Raw genomic sequence first — 23562 nt, forward strand, 5'->3', positions numbered from 1 at the left:
CCAAACCGAATCAGGCACCATCCTAGAGTTGGCGCCTTTACACTGCTTACTATTAATTATAAATGCCCCGCATTTTATGCTCCTAGGGATAGGTTTGGATGCTATAGGGATAAAATCCTCTACTCCTTCAGTAAATGAATCTCAGGTTCCACGATGACCTCAACATTTCCTTTTAAAGCTTTACTTATCATACAAGTCTGCTCAGCACGATAGGCGGCTTTGCTTATTTTATCCGTAATCTCTTCTGTAGTATGAGCTGGGATACAGATTCGCGGCCTGTGAATGATTTTATCCACCTTCATCGCCGGACTGCTATGGACGAATATCTCTGAGTTCAGTTCAATTGTTAAAATGCCTTGACGCTTCAGCAGCATGCCAAGTGTGATTAAATAGCAGGTTGCAGCCGCGCCAAGCAGCATCTCCTCTGGATTCGTCCCAATGCCAGGACCATCTAATTGGCTTGGTACTGAGATCGGCGTGACTAGGTTACCTGTTCGAATGTGTCCTGTGCCGTCCAAGCCTCCGGACCACTCCGCTTTTAGTTCAAAACGATGCTCGCTCATAGGTTTTTGAGCCTCACTTTCATCTATTCCTTCGTGTCCGAGTTTATTGCCGTTGAAGAATTTTGCGCTTGCGAGACCTTCGATTGATCTTCGTCCCCAGTGCTGCTTATATGTAGACCAATTACCCCTAAGATGATGAGAACAATGGAAAGCACCTTCAGAGTAGAAACCGATTCATTGAACCACCAGATACCGATTATTGTGATAAGTGCTGTCCCTACACCAGACCATATGGCATAAGCCAAACTGACATCGAGCTGCTTCAGAGCCAGCGTCAGCAAGGTGAAACATAGAATATAGCAGATGCCCATAACAATAGCCGGACCTAATCTTGTAAAGCCTGACGACATCTTCATGGCCGTCGTTCCCACTGTTTCAAATAGTATGGCCAGCAGTAAAAAAGTCCAATTCATATTCCAAATCATAGCAATCATCCTTTACGTATAAACTGTTAATTATAATTGTAAAGGAATGCATTGGGTTTCACCAGTAAGCAAAAAATCGCTCTCACTCCTGGTGTCAGGACCTGGAACGATTTTGTTTTTTGGCAATAGAAAAAGGCCATCCTTATCCCTAAATTAGATAAAAACAGCCTTATACCTGCTATCATTGATATCTATGAAAAATGCATAACTAATGTGTTGGAATCAAAACAATGAAAGCCCTACCTCTCTTCCATCCTTGCGGCTCCAATGACCGCGCCAGTACGAATTGCTTAACAAACACCTGCTGCCGAAACACTTGACGTAGCCTCGGGTTTACCATAAATGAGCTGATTTTTACTGCACATTGGGAGAAAAACAAACAAGGAGAGGGGGTTACTTTCTTCTCGCTAATCGTTCGTGTGGGGTAAATGAGGTTTGGTTTTAAGTGTTTATATGGTTCATTTCAATCAATTCATAAATTGTATATGAAATTAAGTGAAATGTCAACATATAAAATCATTTAATTTTCAACACTTTTTTATTCGTCACGACAACAATGCTTCAAAATTTACATACTTTTAATTAGTCTCTTACTTTAAGCATGTTTTTCATCACTATGGAGTCACTTTCTCACATTCCCCTAACTTTAACGATGAAATTCATCGTCTCAGCACGCTTCTCGGAGGTTCTGGACGAAACCTTACCTAAGGTAAAAAAAGCAAAAAGGCACGGGGACACCGTTCCTTTTTGTTTTGCATTTATAACATATGACCACAGTTTTCGACTGGTTCTAGCGTTTATTTGGCTCAAATTCTTTAACAAAAAGCCGATTTATTTGATTTATGACTTGGGGATATATATCTTTTCCCAAAACCCGTCTATACTGTAAAATCCCTTTCATGCAGGCCAAAATGGTCAGAGCCAATGATTCAATATCCTCAGAATCTTGAACAAAATCTTCATTTACTCCTTCTTGAAGGATTGTAATCAGCAGGGATACCTCATGTTGACTAACCGCTTGTACCTTTTGCTGAAGGATATCTGGTAGAGATTCGAAATCAGTTTGAAAAGATGAAATTGGGCATATTTCATTGCAGCCTATTTTTTCAGTTCGGTAAGCAATGTAGCGTTGCAGCTTTTCTTCAGCTGTTCCTGAAGAGTTTACTATATTTTGAAGATTATTTAGTATCCGTTCTAACACGGCAATTCCTAAATCCTCCTTTTTTTCAAAATGATAATGAATACTTGCCTTGGTTACGCCCAGCTGTTTCGAAAAATCATCATAACTAATGGCAACATAACCTTTTTCTCGGATGAGTTTAAGCGCCAGATCAACGATTTGTGTTTTTCTATTTTCCATAGGGATATATTAAATTAACTAGTAGGTAAGTGTCAAATGTTTGAAAAAAAGATGAATTGACACTTATCTACTAGTAAGTTAACATGTGATTATTGCATTTTAAAAAATAAAGGAGGGTTATGTGAAAGAACAAAAGGTCTCAAAATTACATTACGGTTGGATTGTCGTCTTTATTGTGTTCTTAACGTTGTTAGTTTCCGCAGGCATCAGCTCTTTTCCGAGTGTTTTAATACAATCTCTGGAGAACGAATATGGCTGGAATCGCGCAGCAATATCCGGGGTTATCTCCATCCGCATTCTATTGTACGGCTTAATAGGACCCTTCTCGGCCGCTATGTTGGCCAAATTCGGTATTCGCCGAATGATGGTATCTGCCATTATTTTAATGCTCATCAGCTTAGGATTGACTTCATTTATTAAGGAAATTTGGCAGCTTATGCTGCTGTGGGGCGTCCTAGGTGGTCTCAGTACAGGTGTATTGGCCAATGTTTTGGGTATAACTGTTGCGAATCGTTGGTTCGTTAAGCATAAAGGATTAGTCATAGGCTTGCTGACGGCAAGCGCCGCGACAGGCCAACTGCTTTTCCTTCCTTTGCTGGCTAAAATCACAAGTGAAAACGGCTGGCGATATGCCGTTTACTTGATAATGGCTGCTCTGATTCTGCTTATACCTATTATCGCAATCTGGATGAGAAATCATCCGTATGATGTAGGGGTTGCCCCTCTCGGCAGCACAGAAATCACCAAACCAATTCCTTTCCAAGGGAATCTGTTTCTTACACCTATACGCACACTAGGCGCAGCCATGCGAAATGGAACGTTCTGGCTTCTTGCAGGCACCTTCTTCTTTTGCGGCTTCTCTACAAATGGCTTAATTGGCACACATTTAATTCCTGCATGTGGAGATTATAATATTCCAATCATAGCAGCTGCAGGACTGCTTGCATTAATGGGAGTGTTCGATCTCGTGGGCACTACGATGTCAGGTTGGTTATCAGACCGATTCGATAGCAGATGGTTGCTTTTCTGGTATTACGGCCTTCGAGGGTTATCGCTTATCTTTCTTCCCTACGCGCTTGATACTGGGGTTACGCAGCTTACGATTTTCGCTGTCTTCTACGGGTTAGACTGGATTGCCACTGTACCTCCTACTGCAAAACTCACCTCTGATACATTTGGTCGGGAGAAAGCGGGAATGATTTTCGGTTGGATTTTAGTGGCACACCAAGCAGGCGCATCCTTCGCGGCCTATGGGGCTGGATACATGCGCGATTTGCTTGGCAGTTATACCGTACCGTTCGTAGCTGCTGGTTTCGTCTGCCTGATTGCAGCGATAATCGCATTGAAAATTCGCAAAAGCAAAATAGTGGCAGCTGCCGTTTAATAGTCATTTCTTTTGCCCACAACAGACTAGCTGAAGCCTGGTTGCCAGAATGGCTGGCTGCCTCAAGAAGACGCCGGGCTTAATAAGCTCAATTGGACTGTTTACATTCTTCTCCAAATCAAAAAAACCAAAAAAGCTGACCTCGTCCATCTTTGAATGGGTTAAGGTCAGCTTATTTATATTGCAGCGTATCGTCCTTTTTTGGCTATACCGCGAGATCTTTCTACACCGTAAATTTCTGCAAGGAAATTTGTAATTCCTCGGCCAGCCCTGCCAAGGATTTGGCCGAATTCTCAATTTCCTCCGTCGTCGACATTTGCTGTTGGCTGGCAGCCGATGTCTCTTGACTGACGGATATCCCTGTTTCCGAAACAGCACTCACGATACCCATTACTTGTTCTATGCGTAAATTTGCATCAACAAGTTGGTGAATATTCGTGTTCACACTTTCCACTTTCGCATTCACTTTCTCAACGGATGATTCGATATGGACGAAGGATTCTTGCGCCTTCCCCGAAATCGATAATCCAACTTCTACTTTGCCTGCCCCGGCATGCATGGAGCTTACAGCGTGATTGATTTGTCTTTGAATCGTGGAAACAAGCTGTGTTATGTTGCGTGCGGAGGAAGATGATTGCTCAGCGAGCTTACGCACTTCTCCTGCTACAACCGCGAACCCGCGACCCGCTTCTCCGGCACGAGCTGCTTCAATAGCAGCATTCAAAGAGAGCAGATTTGTTTGAGTAGAAATTTCGTTGATGACATTGACAATCTCACCGATTTTGTGCGCATTTTTACCTAATGCCTCAATCACATCGTTGACTTCGCGAACAGCATCGGAGATTTCAGTCATTTGACCAGCAATCGAAACAACGGATTGTTTGCCGTTTTGTGCTGCTTGGGTTGCTTGTTCTGCTAGCTCAGCAACCTCTTGGGCTGACTCATCAATGAGCTTCGTACTTGTAAGCATTTGCTGAACAGCCTCGTTCGCTTGATTCACGCCAGCAAACTGCTTATCGAAATCTTCGGATAGCTTCTGACTGGATGTCGCTACCTGCTTGGCAGCCAGGGAGCTTTGCTCCGAACTCGCTAGAAGTTCTTCCGAACTCGCCGAGAGTGTCAACGCATTGTCAGCGATCTGTTTGACTAAGCTGCGCAGACTTTCGGTCATGACATTAAAGGAGCCGGTCAATTTACCAACCTCATCCTCATAAGGGTAGTCACCTTTTACAGAGAGATCACCTCTCGCCGCTTTCTCCATATGATCCTGTAATCTGCGAATTGGCATCGTAATAATCATATTTAAAGCTAGTGCATTTGCTGTCATTACGATGATTGCGATAACAATGGTAAGGATAATGACCCAGTGTGAAGTCTTTGAGTCTGCACTGCTTGAGCGCTGAAATTGTTCAGCAGCAAACTCTTTGAGCAGTACCAATTTGTCCAGTGCTTCAATCGTTTTATCACCTTGAGGTGAAACCTCATTGTTATACACTTGATAGGCTACTTGATTATTTTGGGTCGCATGTTCAATCGTTCTGACGATAACATCGCGGTACTTCAGATTCAGTTCCTCAAAGCTTTTAAAAGCGTCAGTTTCCTCTTGATTTAAGGCAATTCCCTCTATTTTTGTAACCAATTCTTTATTCTTGGCACTGTTTTCATCTAATTTAACTTTTAATTTGACCTTGTATTTCACATCAGTCGAAAGCATCATCTCTAGCAGATTGGCTTCGGTTTCATTAAAATTTGATTTCAATTGATTAATCCATTTGACAGATAGCAGACTTTCCTCGTACATTCTAGTAGAATTACTAGACATCTTATCCATATAATAATAACCCGTAATACCTACAATTAGTAGGAATAAAATAGCGATAGCGTTCATAAGCAGCAGTTTAAAGCGAAGTTTAAGGTTTCGAAGGATGGACAGGTTAGCTCTCATATTTCTTACGTTCTTCAAGTTGCTCACTTTCAATTTCGTTTTGAATTTCAAAGTCTCCCGTTCTCCTCCCGAGTGATAGATCTTGTAGTCATGATGTGATAAAACCTTACACGAAAGATTATTTAATTAACCTACGGTTTATTCTACAAAACAGCGTTCACGATGTAAAGACAAAATTAGGTAAAAAGTATCATAAATCAAGAAATCACGCATACAATTTATTCCATTTTCGTGATAGTTCGGAGGTAATTGAAATGAAGTTGATCGGAATTATCGTGAATCCTCTTTCGGGGGATGGTAGAGGAGCTAGCATTTGGAAAGAAATAAAGACTTATTTACAGTTAAACCATATCTCTTATATGGCAAAAATAACGACAAAGGCAGGAGAAGCTACGGAACACGCCATCACACTTGTTCAAGAAAACCGTGTCGATAAGCTGATCGTGATCGGCGGGGATGGGACGATTCATGAGGCTGCCGGGGGGTTATGGCACATACAAAAGACCGGGCTAAACTGTCCACTTGCGGTCATCCCTGCGGGAACAGGTAACGATTTCGCCAAGGCTTACGGCATTCCTACTCATTCGATACAAGCCCTGGAATCCGCTATATCGGAGACTAAAAAAGTTCAAATTGATCTTCTGCGTACTAAGAACGGTATCATTGCTGTGAATAGCATTGGGGCAGGTTTCGATGGTATGGTGGCTAAATTGACAAACGAGGCAAGCTACAAAAAATTTCTCAATCGCATTGGACTCGGTAAGCTGTCCTACTTTATCTCGATCTTAAGAGTGTTCGCCACATATCAACCCTGCACAGCTTGGTTAGAAGTTGACGGCACGGTTCACGAATTGCCTGACATGTGGCTGGCAGCTGTCGCCAATATTCCCTTTTACGGTGGCTCCATACAAATATGCCCTGCTGCCTCTCCTCACGACGGCATAGCCGATATTGTCGTGATTCAAAGCAGAGGGCGATTCCGACTGCTGCCTATTCTTTTCACCGTTTATCAAGGCAATCATATTCAACATCCTGCAGTTACTTTCTACAAAGGGAAGTCGATTTCACTTCGTACCCAAATTCCTTTACTCGTCCAAGCGGACGGGGAATTCGCCGGATCAACACCGCTCCAAGTCGAGATTGTACCTTCTGCCTTAACCATTATCGGGTCATCTCTGAAGGAAGGTTAACTACACGACTATTTTCAATCGTTGACGCTGTATAATCAGGTATCCTACGAAGCCAGCCAGTATAAGGGCAATTCCCGTGATCGAGATATCAGGTGATAAACCATCCTTGGATATTTGTGTATATATGCCTACACCTGCGAGCATCATCGAATTTTCGAGAAAATTTTGAACAGCAATCGTTTTGCCAGCCCCCACCATTCTCTGTCCTTTATCTTGCAGCACGGTATTCATCGGTACGATAAATACGCCGCCGCTGAAGCCTACGAGAAGTAGAAGAATTATGGTCACATATAAGTTAGAAATAAGCGGGAATAACAATATGCTGATAATCATAACAATCCCAAAAACATAGGAATTATAATATTTGCGTGCTGGAATTAATTTGGGCGTCATAAGTGCCCCAACCATAATGCCTATGCCCGTGACAGCAACGAGCATCGATATCTGATCGACAGACTTTATGCCTAAATGTGCCGGCACCCATGCGATAATCGCAAGTCGGACGACGGAGGAAGTCATCCAGAATGAGCCCGTACCTACCAGAGAAAAGCGAGTCGTGCGATCTTTTAACAAGAGCATCATATCCGTTAGGAATGCCTTGGCCTCTTTGACGTAACGTATGCTCGAATTGCCTGAAATTCTAGGAATTTGCAGCGTTAAAAGTAATGAAATCAAATATAGACCGAAGCAAGCAACAATAGACCCGGTAAGCGAGATTTTGGCCAAAACTCCGCCACAAACAGAACCAATGAGAATAGCCATAATCGTATAGCCTTCAATGCGTGCATTGGCTCTCAATAGTTCGCTTTCCGAATGCGTAAGCGAAGGCAGGATGCCATATTTAGCCGGTGAATAAACCGCGGCTCCTATCCCGACAATTCCGTAGCTGATAGCAGGATCAAGATGCAGGAACAAGGCTATAATTCCAATGGCTTTGATGGCGTTTCCGACGAGAAGGACCTGGGATTTCGCATTTTTATCTGCAAAAGCCCCAACGAACGGAGCGAAAATGACGAAGGCAATAAGAAAGCAGGCTTGCACAACGCCAATATAGTAATCAGGGAATGCATTTTGTTTAATGATCGCCAGGGTAATGAAGAGAATCATATTATCGGCAAAAGCGGAAAGAAATTGCGTCACATACAGTGTCTGAAGTGGATTCATTTTCATAACATTTCGCTCCCTTTAGGTTTCATGATCATCCTTTAGCGCCGATCGCTTGATCGTCACGTAGTCTACTTTCCCGCTCCCTAGAAGCGGAAGTTTTTCCACATAACGAAGCTCCGAAGGCATGTAGAAGGAGGGATGACCCTGCTGTTTCATCGACTCTCTGATTTGTTGAAGCTGAAGATCTGGGATATTATGATACACAACAATCCGCTCCCCTTTTCGCTGATCAGGCACACTAACCGCGGCGCATATCGCTTGAGGCGGCATGCTCGCAGTCACAAGCTCCTCCACCATCGGCAGTGACACTTTCTCCCCTCCAATTTTGGCAAAAGACTGCAGCCTTGCTTGAATCGAGATATATCCTTGATCATCCATTTGAACAACATCTCCGCAGCTATACCATTCTGGGCATGGGACGAAGCCTTGACCATGAATGAGATAACCTTTCATCACATTCGGGCCCTTCACCCACAAGTTACCGCCAAGCTCAATGCCTTCCACCTTTTCTAAACGGTAATCGATACCTGGCAGCATTCGCCCCACTGTACCCTTCTTTGCGTACATAGGTGTGTTAAGCGAAATGACGGGCGCTGTCTCCGTTGTGCCATACCCCTCCAGAATACGAATCCCAAATTTATCAGACCAGGTTTGACGTACTTCCTCCTTCAACTTCTCAGCACCAGCCACGACATATTTCAGCGAGTGGGCAAAATCATACGGATGCGCGGTTCTTGCATAAGCCGATAGAAAAGTTGAAGTCCCAAATAGAATCGTAATATTGCGATCGTAGACTAGCTCCGGAATGACTTTATAATGTAAGGGATTAGGGTAAAGCACCACTTTCATACCGGAAAGGATGGGCAGCATCGTTCCTGCGGTTAGTCCAAAGGAATGAAACATCGGCATCGCGCCAAGCACAATATCCGACCCATTAAAGGCAATTACAGCCTTGGCTTGCTGAATATTAGCAAATACATTGCGGTGAGTGAGGACGACCCCCTTCGGTTTACTCTCACTTCCTGATGTAAAAAGAACAACCTCGTTTTTTCCGGAACCAAGAGGTCCCTTTACTTTCCTTATATAGTGAAAAATCCCGACACATTTATGTTTAAAATTGATCCTTTGTTTAACATCTTCAAGATAAACAATCTTGAAAGCGCCGCTAGCGGTCTCGATAAAATCAGCAAGTCCCGCTTTGTCGACGAACGCTTTGGACGTAATAATCGTCTTTACAGCGGCTGTTTCGCAAGCATCCAACATCGTCTGCTTACCAGCCGAATAATTCAATACCGCCGGTGTTACTCCTAATCGGAATAATGAAAATAAAGTGACTACATGTGCCGCAGCATTAGGCAGTAAAACTGCGGCACGGTTTTGTTCCTTAAGAAGCTGCTTTAGAAGCCCCGCCATCGTATACGTTGTGAGCAGTAATTTGCGGTATGTTAATGCGGAATCACTTATGATATCTTCACAAATTACCGTAGAATTGCCATGAAGTTTGGCAGCTATCAGCATCTCGTTGAATAAATTAATCTCAGGCTTCATTCGACTTTCCAGCAAATGATTCTGCATGCGGCTGCGAATGATATCCGTTGCCCGCTCCTTCTGAATTCGCCTCGAGATATGTTCACTCATGGGCACTTGAAAAGCTTCACCAAACGTGATGCTCACTGCCGGAAACCAGAACTGCTTCATTTTGCCGCGAAGATAAGATAATTTCGAATGTTCAAGTCCATTAATCGCAATTGGCAGCATGCGTGCCTGTGATCTCAGAGCAATGTAACCAATCCCCCCATACACTTTCATCATGCCCCCGGTTGTTGTGATTCGTCCTTCTGGAAAAACAACAAGCGGTGTTCCGTTTTGAACTGTTCTGAGCATCGTCCGTACCGAATAGGGATTCAAAGGATCTACCGCGATATTCGCCCGAAAAAGTAGCAGCCAAGCAAACCGTTTTGCAATCTTGGTGTTAACAACAAATGCCACATCCTTCGGCAGTATCAGCGCTAAAAGTACAGCATCCAGTAAAGATACGTGATTAGGAATAAGCACCGTTTTCTCCGTCAAATCGAGCCGCTCCAACCCCCTAACTTTAACCTTAAAGCTTGCCATCAAAACTGGACGCAATAGGGGAAGTAACAGCTTTAACAGAGCAACAAACAACCATTTGATCATTGGGACTCCTCCTAAGAGCTTTGCTTTAGCAAAGCTATCTTCGTAAGCATCGGCTGAGCTTTGCTTTAGCGAAGCTATCTTGGTAAGCATCAACTGAGCTTTGCTTGTGCTGAACTGGATTCGTACGCATAAGCTTTTGGGCTTCTCTTAATACCTGATCATAATTCCATTGTATGCATCTGCCTGGAATCTGATAGTACTAACTTTGCGTAGTACCCGCTCTTGGAGGATTTATTTTCTATAACTTTAATCGTTCAATTTGCTTGTTAGGCGGAACGTCAGTTCGCTATTTATGTAGAAATAGCCATTTTCCGGTTCGAAGAGGAACGACGATCTGCTATTTCCCCTTTTACCGCTTGATTGAACAGCATTTGAGAGAAATAGCAAACTGACGTTCCGCTAGTTGGTTGTTTTCGCTAAAAAACACCGAAATAACGAACTCTCGTTCCGCTAATGGTTGCAAAATCAACCTCTCAGCTCACTTCCTCCAACTTCACCGGGCTCTCCAGCTTATTTAAGCGAGGATTCCGCGCTTATCTTAACCACCTCTATCTGAAAGCTTGAAATCCGAGCCTATCGTCAAAAAACTCCAAAATAGCGAACTTACGTTCCGCTAACAATCGATTTCAACAAAAAAAAGACCTATGCATCCAACCCGCATAAGTCTCTCTCTAAAAACATTTTAATTTCCATTAGGGACGTCACTGGTAATCGCCAAAGTATTTCCCTCTGTATCGCGGAAGAAAGCCATCCAAATATCGAAACTGCCCATATTAGCTACCACATGCGGCTCACTAATAAAGGACACACCTCGTTCTAGAAAAGCCTCATAGACCTGCTTAATGTCCCCAACCTTATAATAAATGACAGACCCAGGATGTTTAAATTCAGGATTTTCAGGAAGGCTTAGCATCAATCGAATGCCATTGCAATCAAAAAAAGCCATTTGAGAAGCTTGAAACAAAAACTTCATGCCTAATGTGTCACGGTAAAAAGCAACAGCTCTAGGAATGTCAGCTGCATTTACGGAGATTTGCCCAATTTGAGTTAAGCTGTTTTCGCTCATACGTTTCCCCTTCCAAACTATGATACCCATATTCTACCATACTACAGGTTCAATAGCTCCCTAAGTCTAGCTGGGTAATCGGTAATTATTCCGGAAACACCTGAAGCAATCATCCTATGATAATCGCCCAAGTCATTTACCGTATAAGGATAAACAGCAAGCCCAGAGGCTACTGCCGCAGCAACATCTTCTTGTTCTATGCAGTGGTGATGAGGATGCAACGAAAACACATCTACACCCATTTGCCCTGCATAAGCAGTATGGTCAATAAGGTTTGCTGCGTACAACAACCCTACCTTCACCCCAGACTCGGCTTGCTTAATTCGGCGAATCACCTTGTGATCGAAAGAAGAAATGACCACATCTTCCATTCTTCTGCTTTCACGCAAAAATGCTAGAAGCGCCTTCTCCATTCGCCCTTCATAAGCATGCTTCACTTCCACATTAATGAAGAACCCAGGCGGCAATAAATCGAACACTTCACGCAGAAGTGGTAACCTTTCCCCCCTGAACGCCTCTGAAAACCAAGCCCCAGCATCCAACGACTTCAATTCACTCCAATTGTGATCACAAATAAGTCCAGAACCATTCGTCGTACGATCCAACGTAGCATCATGACAGACGACAATCTCTCCATCTTTCGTTATATGTACATCTAGTTCGATGCCTTCTGCCCCTTGCTCCAAAGCCAATGCAAAAGAAGCTAGCGTATTTTCCGGCGCTTCCCCAGCGGCTCCGCGATGTCCAATTACAATCGGTTTATGCTTGTTCATTGTTAACACTCCCAACGTGTAAGCTTCGTCTACTATGCTCAAATTATAGATGAAATGACTTGCCTTTGCCCAGTATTTATTCGTAAAGGTTACGTAAATATATTGGAAAAATACACAATAAGTTAATCTCTATTTAACACGGGTCAAATAAAGCATCGTTAAGCTAATAACATAGTACTAGTCTAATAACGTTCGTGAAGGAGCACTACATGAATACGATGAATAGAGATTTGCCGCTTTCAACAACCAAGCCAAAAGCAAAAGTGCAGCAACCTCCCCGCGCGCTTCTCAATCAGAAATTGGCGGAAACGCTGCTTGGCTATGTTTTCTTACTCCCTTCGCTTTTGCTGTTTGCTATCTTTCTTTTTTACCCCTTGCTTCAAACCTTTTATTTGAGCTTTCACGAGACGGATCCGCGAGGAAGAGTTGCTTCTTACGTTGGTTTCGATAACTTCTTTGCTATCTTCACTTCCGAGCGATTCTATAAAAGTTTGGAAGTCACAGGTCTTTTTACACTTCTTACCGTACCAACAGGTATTGTTCTAGCTCTTTTGCTTGCCGCACTTACACATAATCACTTGAAGGGCATGCGAATCTTCCAATTCATCTTCTCGCTGCCTGTTGTTCTGTCCGTAGGAACCTCTGCGGTGATCTGGATGATGTTATTTCACCCAAGTGTTGGAATGTTGAATTACTTGCTGAGTATTGTTGGCTTAGAGCCAGTGGCTTGGTTAACAGATCCAAGTTGGGCACTGCTTTCCGTTTCAATGATGACGGTCTGGATGAATCTTGGCTTTACTTACATCGTTCTTCTAAGTGGCCTACAAGGAATTCCAGAAGAGATCTATGATAGCGCCAAAATCGACGGATCAGGTCCATTCCGTACCTTTATCCAAATCATATTCCCCTTGCTTTCACCGACGGTGTTCTTCGTCACCATTGTGTCGATTATAGGTGCATTTCAGTCCTTCGGACAGATTCACATTTTGACCAAAGGCGGTCCTGTTAATTCCACAGATGTCCTTGTATACAGCTTGTATCAGGATGCTTTCATTAACTTCCGATTCGGGACGGGTAGTGCTCAAGCCCTTGTCCTGTTCACTATCATCCTTATTTTCACCGTTGTGCAATTTAAAGTTTTTGAAAGGAATGTGCACTATCAATGACCCATCGATTACTAAATACCTTCGTTTATGTTCTGCTTGTCATATTCGCTGCACTCGTTCTTTATCCTATTTTCTATACGTTTACTGCAGCATTCATGACACCTGAGGAAGCTTCCGCCTATCCGCCCCGCTTCTGGCCGAGCAGCTTTTATATGGGCAGTATAGTCGCCGTGTTCCAGTTAGTCCCTATTGGCAAATTTATTGCCAACAGTTTAGTCGTCTCGATCATCATTACGGCTGGACAGCTCATTACATCCAGCATGGCTGCTTATGCTTTTGCAAATATTCGATTCAAGGGTAAAGCCGCCATCTTCGCGATATTCATGGCTACCATGATGATTCCTTGGGAAGTCACCATCATTCCAAACTATTTGACGGTCAAAAAATGGGACTGGCTCGATAGCATTCAGGGCTTAACCGTTCCATTCCTGGCTACTGCTTTCGGCACGTTCCTGCTGCGCCAATTTTTCTTACAACTGCCTAAGGAGCTGTTCGAAGCAGCGCGTATTGATGGTTGTGGGCACTTCCGCTGCTTTTTCCGAATTGTGCTTCCCCTAGGTCGCCCAGCACTTGCAACGCTAGCCGTCTATGCCTTCCTTAGCTCGTGGAACAGCTACTTATGGCCGCTTCTCATTACGAACAGCGAGGCAATGCGAACGGTTCAAATTGGCATCGCCATGCTCCAATTCGAAGAATTAACCGTTTGGAACTTGGTCTTAGCAGGTGTAACTATCGTCTTGCTGCCTTCACTATTGCTTTTAGTACTCGGGTTGAAGCAGCTCGTTCGAGGGCTTACTGCTGGTGCTGTGAAAGGCTAGTCCCCATGTGTGATGGCTGCTCTGTTCAGCAATAAGCTGACCCAGATTTCCATAAATAAAAAATAAAGAAACCAAAGGGAGAGAAACTAAAAAAAATGAAGACATTGAAAATGAGAAGTTCTGCTATCGCAGTTACAGCACTCATGGTGCTATTAACTAGCGCATGTGGCAAGGCTGAACCGACTACATCAGGCAGTACAACAGATACCAAATCATCCGCTTCTCCTGCTGCCGCAGAAACGAAAAAATCGGCTGAACCGGTTAAAGTAATCTGGTGGCACTCGATGAGCGGTGAGCTCGGCAAAGCCGTAGATAAACTTGTTGCAGACTTCAACGCTTCCCAAAAAGATGTGCAAGTTGAAGCTGTTTTTCAAGGCACATATGATGAAAGCTTAAATAAAATGAAAGCTTCTATGGATAGCAAAAGCGGTCCTTCTCTTATTCAAGTATACGAAATCGGCTCCCGTTTCATGATCGACTCCAAGGCCATTACGCCAGTCCAAAAGTATGTCGATGCTGATAAATTCGATCTCTCCCAACTAGAAGATAACATTCTGAATTACTATAAATTCGATGGCAAACTGTATTCCATGCCTTTCAACACTTCGAATCCGATCCTTTATTACAACAAAGATATGTTTAAAGCTGCCGGTCTAGATCCTGAAAAGCCGCCAACAACATTTGAAGATGTTGCCAAAGCATCTCAAGCATTAAGCAAAGACGGTAAAGCTGGCGCATCCTTTGCCATCTACGGTTGGTTCATGGAGCAATTCTTTGCTGGACAAGGTGCCGAATACCTTAACAATGGTAACGGTCGTACGGCCGCAGCTACGGAATCTATGGTGGGCAGTGAAGCAGGCGTGAAGACTTTGACGTGGTGGAAGCAAATGGTCGACAGCAAAACAGCTACGAACCTAGGACGCAAGACTGATGATACGAAGAAAGCGTTCTTGGCTGGCCAAGTCGCTATGACTTTAGATTCCACAGCCTCACTACGCGGAATCGTGAGCGGTGCTGACGGCAAATTCCAAGTTGGAACCAGCACCCTGCCTAAACCAGCTGATGCGAAGGATGGCGGTGTTGTTGTCGGAGGTGCAAGTCTCTACATCCTAAACAACAAATCTGAAGCTGAGCAAAAAGGCGCATGGGAGTTCATTAAATTCCTTACAACCCCACAAACACAAGCTTGGTGGCACGTTAACACTGGCTACTTCCCAATTACGAAGAAAGCTTATGACGAGCAGCTCGTGAAGGATAACCTTGCCAAATATCCGCAATTCCAAACCGCAATTGATCAACTGCACAATACAAAAACAAATAAAGCCACACAAGGGGCTGTAATGGGTGTATTTCCAGAAGCACGGCAGCTTGTAGAAACAGCTGTCGAAGAAGCTCTAACAGGTAAGAAGGCGCCGAAGGAAGCGCTGGATGCCGCTGCGAAGAGTATCACGGAGAAAATTGGCGCTTATAATAAGACAGTGAAATAATTGGAATTGGAACAACCTGTAGAAAAAGCACTTTGGGAGCAAACTGGCGTCGGTAATACACCGACGCCAGTTTGTCATATAAAAAAAGACCTAACTTCTAACAGTTAGATCTTAATCTCTTTAAGCATAATTACAGCTTGAACTTGAGGATCAAGCGCTGCAAACTTTCAGCCATACCAGACAGATGTGAGGCAGATGAGGAAATACCTTCCATGGAAACCAACTGCAGATCTGATGCGCTGGCTACAGACTGGGTATTATCATTAGCATTTCTGGCAATCGATGCAGTTGAGATAATAGATGCAGTGATTTGCTCGGATGAGGCGGCCATTTGCTCTGAGATCGCTGAAACCTCTTGAATTTCGTTGTTGATATGCTGAATAGAATCGAGTATGGAACCGAACTTTTCACTAGTCGTTTCAGCCACTGAGATACCTACCATAACTTCACGAGTAACGGATTGTATCGCTTCTACAGCATGTCTTGTTTCTGTTTGAATTTCATGGATTAACGCAGCAATTTCGTTAGCGGATGAACTGGATTGTGCAGATAATTTTTTCACTTCATTCGCGACAACCGCAAACCCTCTACCTCCTGCCCCCGCTCTTGCTGCTTCAATGGAAGCATTCAGTGCCAATAAGTTTGTCTGAGTTGCAATGTCAGATATCATCGATACAATCGCACCAATTTCTTCCGATCGCTGCCCCAGCCGCCCAACAAAGTCTGCTGTTGTAGTAGCTGAATCTTTGATTAAACCCATTTGAGCAACGACTTGACGGATAGCTTCATTTCCTTGCTCGGCCTGCGTCGAGGTTTCAACGGACTTTTCTGAAACGACGGATGACGTTTCTGCAATTCGTCCGATTCCTATTGCCATTTCTTCCATGGCTTTTGCTGCTTCTTCCGTACTAATGAGCTGATTAGATGCCCCTCCAGCAACTTCTTGAACGGCGGCAGCAACTTGTCTCGAAGAAGCGGCTGTTTGATTAGCACTCGCTGCAAGCTCTTCGGATAAAGCAGCGACTTGAGCGGAGGTTGTTGCCGTTTGCTGCAGAGTTTCCCTCAAATGAACAACCATGTCGTTTGCTGCTTTGGCCAATTGCCCCAACTCGTCCTTGCTTCTTACTTTTAAAGGCTGGACATCTAGTTCCCCTTTGGCTACTTGAACGATATGGGAAGTAACCTTATGTAAGGTTTTGGAAACTAGCAGATGAACACTTACAATGACTGCTGCCGCTGTAACCAAGCTAAAGATCAATAATAAAGTTAGACCTGTCTTCGCGGAAGAAAAAGCATCGATGGCTTCATTAGTCGCATGGACGGCCTCGCCTTTATTATATATTTTCATTTTGTCAAAAATAGCCTGCACACTTACATTTAGCCCTTCTGCTTCTGCAAGCAATTGTGCAGCCTTGGCGCCATTCTTATTTTGACTTGCTTCTAAAATCTGTTTGTTGAGGTCTTTATATTCATTCCATTTACCTATAAAATCATCGATATTTTTGCGATCTTCTTCCAAGACAACCTTTTTATCATACTCGGTCATGGTTAGATCGATTTTTCGGTATACTTGAGCAATACTGCTTTCCTGTCTGTCTTTGCCTGTCTTAAGCGTTTCTTCTAGATGCATCATTGTCAACCGCATGACATGCTCCACCTCGAAATTCAACTCATTGATTAACTCTACGCCGGGCAAAGAGACAGCCGTTATGGAATCAATCCGTTCCTTCATGATATTCATTCGATTGATTGAAAATAGAGCCATGATAAGCATTAACACAAAAATGATGGCAATTCCGAGCATGATTTTTTTTCCGACAGATAATCTCATATATCAACTACCTTCTATTCAAATGGCTGCTCACTCTAATCAAATTGAATCCATATCCCTGTCTTATCATCCGATATCTTGAAACGAGGATAACGCAGGCAATCCTTATCATCTAATTCAAGATTGAACAACCAATCCGCATAACTAGCCAATGTGCTATTTGTAATGGAAGTAGTCAACTCCTGAATGACGTCAATCGGCTCTCCTCCGCGTTCTGTATGCGGGAAAAGACCGTCGGTAACAAGCAGCAATGACTTCAACTGAATGCGGTTGATTCTACCGTATTCGATGAATTCGGCCAGATGCGGTTCACCGCTCATCACGGAGTAGCCGGCCATCGTATTCATCTTCGATTTATTTTGTAAAATGATCGGTTTAACGAGTTCCCAAAGGTCCTCTCGCTTCACAATGCCCTTCTCGATGCCTTGCTCCCAAATGTGCTTGGATTCAAGATCGATATGCGCGACCTGATCACGCGAAATCGTCCGAAGCGAACCGTCCTGATAAACAGCCACGATCATACAATCTCCAACCTGTGCATAATCGATATAGTTATTCTCGATCCGGATGAGAGCGAGCGAACTCGTCCACAAAGCACCTTTATCCGATGTATGGATCCCGGCTGCTTCCATTTTCTCTCTCAACCGGATATTAGCTTGAACAACCAGCTGCTTGAGATCCAAATCAGCGACATCCTCCGCTTGAAGCGACTCCAAGTACTGTTTGATCACTTGCGAGGCCAAGTACCCCCCCGTTTCGTTGTTAGGACCACGAAACGGATGCAGAGAAGTTGCACCGTCCAGTACCCCAAATAAATGTAACTGTTCATTGTCAACGAGTGCATCTTCATTCCATTCACCGCTGCCCGGTAAGGATATTTTTTCTACATGCATAGTTGTACGCCACCTTCATCTCATGTCTGTATATTCTACGTCTATTTGCGAAGCCAAGTCTCGTATTCATCCTCAAAATGCTTTTCCTTCGTATCGTTTGGTTCTTGTTCTAACTGCTCCAGCATGGATTGGGTGTAGCTCCACCGTTCGAAGTCTATCTTTGCGGGCCTCTTGGCCGAGAACATTCGCACCGAATCGAGAATCATCTTTTGACTCGCATTCCACTGTCCTTCTTCTTGCAGCTTTAGTAGAACATCGGACCGCGAAGGAATTAAACCATTGCTGCGCCATAAAGCATTTTGCGTGTTCTCATTGATCATATAGGAAATAAAGCTGTTAGCCGCTTTCACTTTGGTTGGTGTTGAATTTAAAACAATCATCCCATCAACGCTAGGCACAATCCCCTGTTGCTCCAGCCCAGGCAGCAACTGAGCATTATATTGGAACTTACCGCCAATATATCGTTCTACCGTCATCAGTTGTTCAGAAGTACTTAGGAATAAACCGATTTTTCCATTAATAAAATCACTTGCAGCCCGACGGTGAGTGAGCGGCTTCATAATATTCAAACTATGAACCCACTCTCCCCACATGGATATCGCAGAGTCGAACTTACCATATTCCTCGGTTTCGCCATGGCTTTCCTTTACGTTTAAGCTCTCCAGATACCAAGGCAATTCCTTGTCGATGGCAATTCCCCAATGCCCTTTGATACCTCCGTCGTTCCCAATCAAGTTTGTTTCCATTGCAGCATTCGACACTTCATTCCATCCAGTAAACGAGCCCTTCTGAGAGTTCTTTAACAGTTCCTCTCGGTAATATAGCATCGGTATGCTCCCACCGATCGGCACTGCCCAATCCAGGTCTGAATAATGAAAAGGCTCAGTAAGCGCAGGCTGCAGCTTCTTCCATTCCGGTATGGATAGATGATCTACGGGAAGCACCGCTCCGGCATCCACTAACTGGGTAATTCCATAATAACTTTTAATTTCAGCGAGCTGTGGCGCCGCATTAGCGGATATTGCCGCCATCAACTCTGTAAATAAATGATCACTTGAGCGGAAGTATCTCACATCCACATCAATGTTCGGATAAGTTTGATGAAACTCATTAATAGAGGTTTCCAAGTCTTGACTGTAAACCCAGATGGATAAAGCCGTTCCACGAACAGATTCTTCGCTTGTTTTCGTCGATTTCTTATAATTAAACATAAAAGAGGTTGCAATTATAAGGATCAGTTGTAATGCTATGCCCCAAATTATCCATTTATTTAGCTTCATGGTTCCTCCCGGTAAAAGCTCATCATGACAATCATTTTCATTGTAGCACGACAAGTTTCCGAAATCATGAGCCTTCACGAAAGACGTTTCTCACTCAAGCCGTTACAACTGCAGCCCCTTCTTGCTAAGCTTATTAGCTATGATCAAGGAAATTAACGTGGTGAGAGACAGGATCGATGCTAGAGCTGCACCTGTACCGTAGTTAGCTGTAAATACCTCGCTGTAGATCGTCACGGTAATGGTTGCTGTCGCCCCGTAATAAAGAACAATCGTAGAACTTAATTCATTAATGGTTGTGACCCAGCTCAGAATCGCTCCGGACAAAACACCGGGTGCCATCAAACGTCCCGTTGTCTTGAAGAATGTCTTCATCGGCGGAACGCCGAGGCTGATCGAAGCTTCCTCTACGCTGCGATCCAATTGATACAAGATCGCCGTACTGGAACGAATCGTGTATGGCAGCTTGCGAACTACATAAGCGATGACCAGAATGACCCATGTCCCCGTCAGCACTACAGGAGGCTTATTAAAAGCAATGATCATGCTGATCCCCAGAACTGTTCCCGGCATGACATAAGGTATCATGATCAAGGAATCGAGCATCGCCGTCAACTTCGATTTCCTGCGAACCAACACGTAGGCAACTAACATCCCCATTACTACCATGATCACGATGGATATTAAGGAGTAGGTGTACGTATTCAAGATCGCCTTGGGTACGCGGAACAAAATTTCTTTATAACTGTCTAAACTAAATCCATTTTGAAATACCGGTCCCTTTGTCTTGATGAACGAGGTCACAATGACCGTCGCCTGAGGAATAATCGATACACACGCGACCAACAAAGCAAAGCCAGTAAACAGCCATTTCTTCAGCGGCCCCAGTATTTCTACTTTCGGTGTCCGCATCCCCGTCATCGTATAATTTTTGCGGGAGACAAAGTATCGTTGAAGAAACAAAATACTCGTAGAACAAATGATAAGGATTACGCTTAACGTACTAGCCATGGCGGGGTTTCCACCCATCTCACTGATGAACTGCTCATAGGCTAAGATTGGCAATACCTTGAAACCTTGGCCTAGCAGCATCGGCGTACCAAAATCTGCAAACGATGCCATGAACACCATCAATGCTCCAGCTGAAAGTGTAGGAAAAATCAAAGGAATCGTAACCGTACGCAGCCTGTGGAAGCTTGAACGTCCCAAGCTTTCTGCCGCTTCTTCGAGCGAAGTGTCAATCGTTTTCAATGCACCAGAAACATATAAATAAATATGCGGATAGAACTGAAGTGTAAAGACGAATACAATGCCCTTCCATCCGTAGATAGAGGAGAATGGAATCCCAATATCATGCAGGAAGCGTGTTAGAAAGCCGTTATTCCCTAACATCAAAATCCAAGAATACGCTCCGATAAAAGGAGGGGAAAGTAAGGACATAATTACAAGAATTTGAATAATGCCTTTAAATTTCACATTGTAGCGAGTCGTGATATACGCGAGTGGAACACCTATTAGGATAGAGAACACCGTTGTAAGTACGGACACCTTCAAACTGTTCCATAGAGCACTATAATAATACTTCAGCTTGATGAAATTCGCGTAATTGGCTAATGAGAACATCCCTTGGTCATTAAAAAAGCTGTTGAACAGCAAGGAGAATAAAGGGTATACAATAAAAGCGAATAGAAAGAGATACACAAACAATGTTACCCATGACCAGAAATCCCATTGTTTGAAGGAGAACCACCGGCTTCTCTTAACGGCTTGCACGGTAGACCGCCTCCTTGCCGCTTTCATCAAACATCGTTGCTTTATCTAACTGTAAATTCACATAAACAACCTGTTTCACTTTACGCAGCTGATGAGGTTCTACAGCATGCTCTTGCACGTCGATCACAAAGCCATTTGGAAGCTCAATTAAATAGCTTACTTTTTCACCAAGGAAAGTAACAGATTCAACAGTACCTCGAATCAAATTCTGGCCTGTGTTCTCGGATTCAAGCCGAATACGCTCGGGACGCAGCGAAAACAGTGATTTTCCTTCGTATGGCTTCAAGAGCGGCAGTCGGAAGGACGTTCCAAGCAGTTGAATCTCAGCTTCACCTTGATCGCTTTTACTGCCGCGGCACTCAGCCTCGATAAAGTTAGATGTACCGATAAAGTTGGCTACAAATTGGTTAGCTGGATAGGCATAAATGTCCTCTGGTGGCGCAATTTGTTGAATGATGCCTTCACTCATTACGGCAATGCGATCGGAAACAGCCAAAGCTTCTTCCTGATCATGCGTCACGTAAATCGTTGTGATATTCAGTTCCTTTTGCAGTCGCCGGATGTCCGATCTCATCTTGATGCGTAATTTGGCGTCAAGGTTGGACAAAGGCTCGTCCATTAACAGCAAGCCTGGACGAATAACGATAGCCCTTGCCAATGCAATACGCTGCTGCTGACCGCCGCTCATATTAGAAGGAACACGATCTCGCAAGTGCTGCAGCTGAACCATCTCCAACGCTTCCATTACACGCTGTTCCGTTTCTTTCTTATTCACATTCCGAGCCTTTAATCCATAAGCCACATTTTCAAACACGGTCATATGTGGAAAAATTGCATAGTTTTGAAAAACCATCCCAATGTTTCTTTCATGGGTCGGCACATCATTAATCTTACGATCACCGAAGTAAATATCGCCTTCCTCTTGACGGTAGAAGCCGGCAATTGTCCGCAGCAGCGTTGTTTTTCCGCATCCGCTTGGGCCCAGTAAGGTGAAGAATTCTCCTTCTTGGATGGTTAAATGAGCATCATTGACCGCCTTGGCGGTTCCGAAATATTTGGTCACGTGATCAAAGACGATTTTTTGCATGTTATTTTACCTCCGATGTCTAAAAAAAGGTGCCTAGACCGTTAAAGTAAGGCACCGCTCATTTGATCAACTCTTTATTCTTGTCCAGATACAATTTTGCCAAAACGTTTAATATTTTCGTCTTTCTTGCTGGAAGCCCAATCAAAATCATAGTCGACGAGCTTGATATCCTTGGCTTGGGCGATACCTTGAATCACTTCCGCATCCTTACGAACGGAACGGCGTTTGAATTCCTTTTGAATGAGAGACTGCACGTCTTTACTAACTAGGAAATCGATAAATTTCTTCGCATCTTCCATATTTTTAGCACCCTTGATGATTGCTGCTCCATCAGGTACAGCTGAAGTTCCTTCAGTAGGATATATAATGCCGACTTTAGCGCCGCCTTCCACATAACGATACGCTGCTTCCTCAAGCGTAACTCCAAGCGCAAATTCTTTGTCTGCTACCCCTTTATACACCTGGCCGGAACCCGACAATACTTTACCATCCAGGTTGGTTACAAACTTCTTAATAAACCCCCAACCTTGGTCTTTCCCGTTTGCTGTCAGCATGGTGATTAATTGCGTATAGGAAGAACCGGACTTTGCAGGATCCGCATAGGCAATCTTCCCTTTCCATTTCGGATCCAGAAGATCTGTCCAACCCTTAGGCTCCTCGCCTGCTTTAACCAGCTCTTTGTTGTACATGATGATCATTGGCAGTGCGGCGAATGGTGTCCACACATTGTTCTTGTCTACATATTGCGAAGAAATATTGTCATATTCCTTTGTTTTATAAGGTTCAAAATATTTTTTATAGGCTTCAAGAGAATCAGCACCGCCAGCCCAAAATACATCACCCAGCGGATTAGCAGCCTCGGCTTGTACACGCTTCAGGAGGTCTCCTGTACCACCAGAAATCAACTGTACCTCAATGCCTGTACGATCCTGAAACTCCTTAATAATCGGGTTATTAAGCTCAGCTGCATTCGGGGAATATAAGGTAAGCTTACCGCCCGTTTTTGGTGAGGGTTGACTTGACGCAGGTTGTCCAGAAGATTCGGCTGGTTTCGCCGTTGGGGTCTCTTTTGCACCGCATCCGATCAGAGAACCGACAAGCAGCAGGGATAAAAGACTCGTTAGTGATTTTTTCATTTTGTTAACCCTCCATATGATTTGTGTCTTTATCTTTCTAGTT

At 43.8% G+C, this 23562-nt stretch carries 19 protein-coding genes; 5 read left to right on the top strand and 14 right to left on the bottom strand.

The window, feature by feature from the left end:
• Nucleotides 1–119 precede the first annotated feature (119 nt).
• The 3 genes from AC58U0_RS12240 to AC58U0_RS12250 all read right to left on the bottom strand — a co-directional run bounded on the left by AC58U0_RS12240 (nt 120) and on the right by AC58U0_RS12250 (nt 2348).
• A complete protein-coding gene (locus AC58U0_RS12240; protein ID WP_497379305.1) occupies nt 120–563 on the bottom strand; it encodes an OsmC family protein in 444 nt (147 codons plus the stop codon).
• 23 nt (nt 564–586) lie between these two features.
• Nucleotides 587–988: a DMT family transporter gene (locus AC58U0_RS12245; RefSeq protein ID WP_497379307.1), complete on the bottom strand. Its 402-nt coding sequence runs from the start codon at nt 986–988 to the stop codon at nt 587–589.
• Nucleotides 989–1778: 790 nt separating this feature from the next.
• On the bottom strand, nt 1779–2348 hold the full coding sequence (locus AC58U0_RS12250) for a TetR/AcrR family transcriptional regulator (protein WP_497379309.1): 570 nt from the start codon (nt 2346–2348) through the stop codon (nt 1779–1781).
• A gap of 121 nt (nt 2349–2469) precedes the next feature.
• Between AC58U0_RS12250 and AC58U0_RS12255 the strand changes: the two genes are divergently transcribed.
• Nucleotides 2470–3732 (top strand): MFS transporter, encoded by a 1263-nt coding sequence (locus AC58U0_RS12255; RefSeq protein WP_497379310.1) that lies wholly within the window; start codon nt 2470–2472, stop codon nt 3730–3732.
• A gap of 223 nt (nt 3733–3955) precedes the next feature.
• Here the strand turns inward: AC58U0_RS12255 and AC58U0_RS12260 are convergent, their stop codons facing one another.
• Nucleotides 3956–5728: a methyl-accepting chemotaxis protein gene (locus tag AC58U0_RS12260; RefSeq protein WP_497379311.1), complete on the bottom strand. Its 1773-nt coding sequence runs from the start codon at nt 5726–5728 to the stop codon at nt 3956–3958.
• Between the two features lie 203 nt (nt 5729–5931).
• Here AC58U0_RS12260 and AC58U0_RS12265 point away from each other — a divergent pair, with 203 nt between their 5' ends.
• Nucleotides 5932–6867 carry a diacylglycerol/lipid kinase family protein gene (locus tag AC58U0_RS12265; RefSeq protein ID WP_497379312.1) on the top strand — a complete coding sequence of 312 codons (936 nt, stop codon included), beginning with the start codon at nt 5932–5934 and terminating at the stop codon, nt 6865–6867.
• Here the strand turns inward: AC58U0_RS12265 and lplT are convergent, their stop codons facing one another.
• The 4 genes from lplT to AC58U0_RS12285 form a co-directional block, all read right to left on the bottom strand.
• Nucleotides 6868–8037 (bottom strand): lysophospholipid transporter LplT, encoded by a 1170-nt coding sequence (lplT, locus tag AC58U0_RS12270; protein ID WP_497379313.1) that lies wholly within the window; start codon nt 8035–8037, stop codon nt 6868–6870. It abuts the gene before it with no gap.
• 15 nt (nt 8038–8052) lie between these two features.
• Entirely contained in the window at nt 8053–10212 is a 2160-nt protein-coding gene (locus AC58U0_RS12275) for an AMP-binding protein (RefSeq protein WP_497379314.1), read from the bottom strand.
• Nucleotides 10213–10894: 682 nt separating this feature from the next.
• Entirely contained in the window at nt 10895–11278 is a 384-nt protein-coding gene (locus AC58U0_RS12280; protein ID WP_497379315.1) for a VOC family protein, read from the bottom strand.
• A gap of 41 nt (nt 11279–11319) precedes the next feature.
• The gene (locus AC58U0_RS12285; protein WP_497379316.1) at nt 11320–12051 is read right to left on the bottom strand and encodes a glycerophosphodiester phosphodiesterase; all 732 of its coding nucleotides are present in this window, start codon (nt 12049–12051) and stop codon (nt 11320–11322) included.
• A gap of 209 nt (nt 12052–12260) precedes the next feature.
• On the opposite strand from AC58U0_RS12285, the gene AC58U0_RS12290 reads away from it, so the two are divergent.
• The 3 genes from AC58U0_RS12290 to AC58U0_RS12300 all read left to right on the top strand — a co-directional run bounded on the left by AC58U0_RS12290 (nt 12261) and on the right by AC58U0_RS12300 (nt 15522).
• Entirely contained in the window at nt 12261–13217 is a 957-nt protein-coding gene (locus tag AC58U0_RS12290) for a carbohydrate ABC transporter permease (protein ID WP_497379317.1), read from the top strand.
• Nucleotides 13214–14035 (top strand): carbohydrate ABC transporter permease, encoded by an 822-nt coding sequence (locus AC58U0_RS12295; RefSeq protein ID WP_057306079.1) that lies wholly within the window; start codon nt 13214–13216, stop codon nt 14033–14035. The genes AC58U0_RS12290 and AC58U0_RS12295 overlap by 4 nt, the downstream gene beginning before the upstream one ends.
• 95 nt (nt 14036–14130) lie before the next feature.
• The gene (locus AC58U0_RS12300; RefSeq protein ID WP_497379318.1) at nt 14131–15522 is read left to right on the top strand and encodes an ABC transporter substrate-binding protein; all 1392 of its coding nucleotides are present in this window, start codon (nt 14131–14133) and stop codon (nt 15520–15522) included.
• Nucleotides 15523–15652: 130 nt separating this feature from the next.
• Here AC58U0_RS12300 and AC58U0_RS12305 read toward each other — a convergent pair whose 3' ends face one another.
• From AC58U0_RS12305 to AC58U0_RS12330, 6 genes are all read right to left on the bottom strand, one after another.
• The gene (locus AC58U0_RS12305; protein WP_497379319.1) at nt 15653–17353 is read right to left on the bottom strand and encodes a methyl-accepting chemotaxis protein; all 1701 of its coding nucleotides are present in this window, start codon (nt 17351–17353) and stop codon (nt 15653–15655) included.
• A gap of 35 nt (nt 17354–17388) precedes the next feature.
• Nucleotides 17389–18246 carry a protein phosphatase 2C domain-containing protein gene (locus tag AC58U0_RS12310; protein WP_497379320.1) on the bottom strand — a complete coding sequence of 286 codons (858 nt, stop codon included), beginning with the start codon at nt 18244–18246 and terminating at the stop codon, nt 17389–17391.
• 41 nt (nt 18247–18287) lie between these two features.
• Nucleotides 18288–19526, bottom strand: coding sequence for an extracellular solute-binding protein (locus AC58U0_RS12315; RefSeq protein WP_497379321.1), 1239 nt, complete (start codon nt 19524–19526; stop codon nt 18288–18290).
• 102 nt (nt 19527–19628) lie between these two features.
• Nucleotides 19629–21296 carry an ABC transporter permease gene (locus tag AC58U0_RS12320; protein WP_235549389.1) on the bottom strand — a complete coding sequence of 556 codons (1668 nt, stop codon included), beginning with the start codon at nt 21294–21296 and terminating at the stop codon, nt 19629–19631.
• Nucleotides 21283–22383 carry an ABC transporter ATP-binding protein gene (locus AC58U0_RS12325; protein WP_497379322.1) on the bottom strand — a complete coding sequence of 367 codons (1101 nt, stop codon included), beginning with the start codon at nt 22381–22383 and terminating at the stop codon, nt 21283–21285. Before AC58U0_RS12325 ends, AC58U0_RS12320 begins: the two co-directional genes overlap by 14 nt.
• 74 nt (nt 22384–22457) lie before the next feature.
• Nucleotides 22458–23519 carry an ABC transporter substrate-binding protein gene (locus AC58U0_RS12330; RefSeq protein ID WP_497379324.1) on the bottom strand — a complete coding sequence of 354 codons (1062 nt, stop codon included), beginning with the start codon at nt 23517–23519 and terminating at the stop codon, nt 22458–22460.
• Between the last annotated feature and the right edge of the window lie 43 nt (nt 23520–23562).

Source organism: Paenibacillus sp. J31P190 (assembly GCF_059692075.1).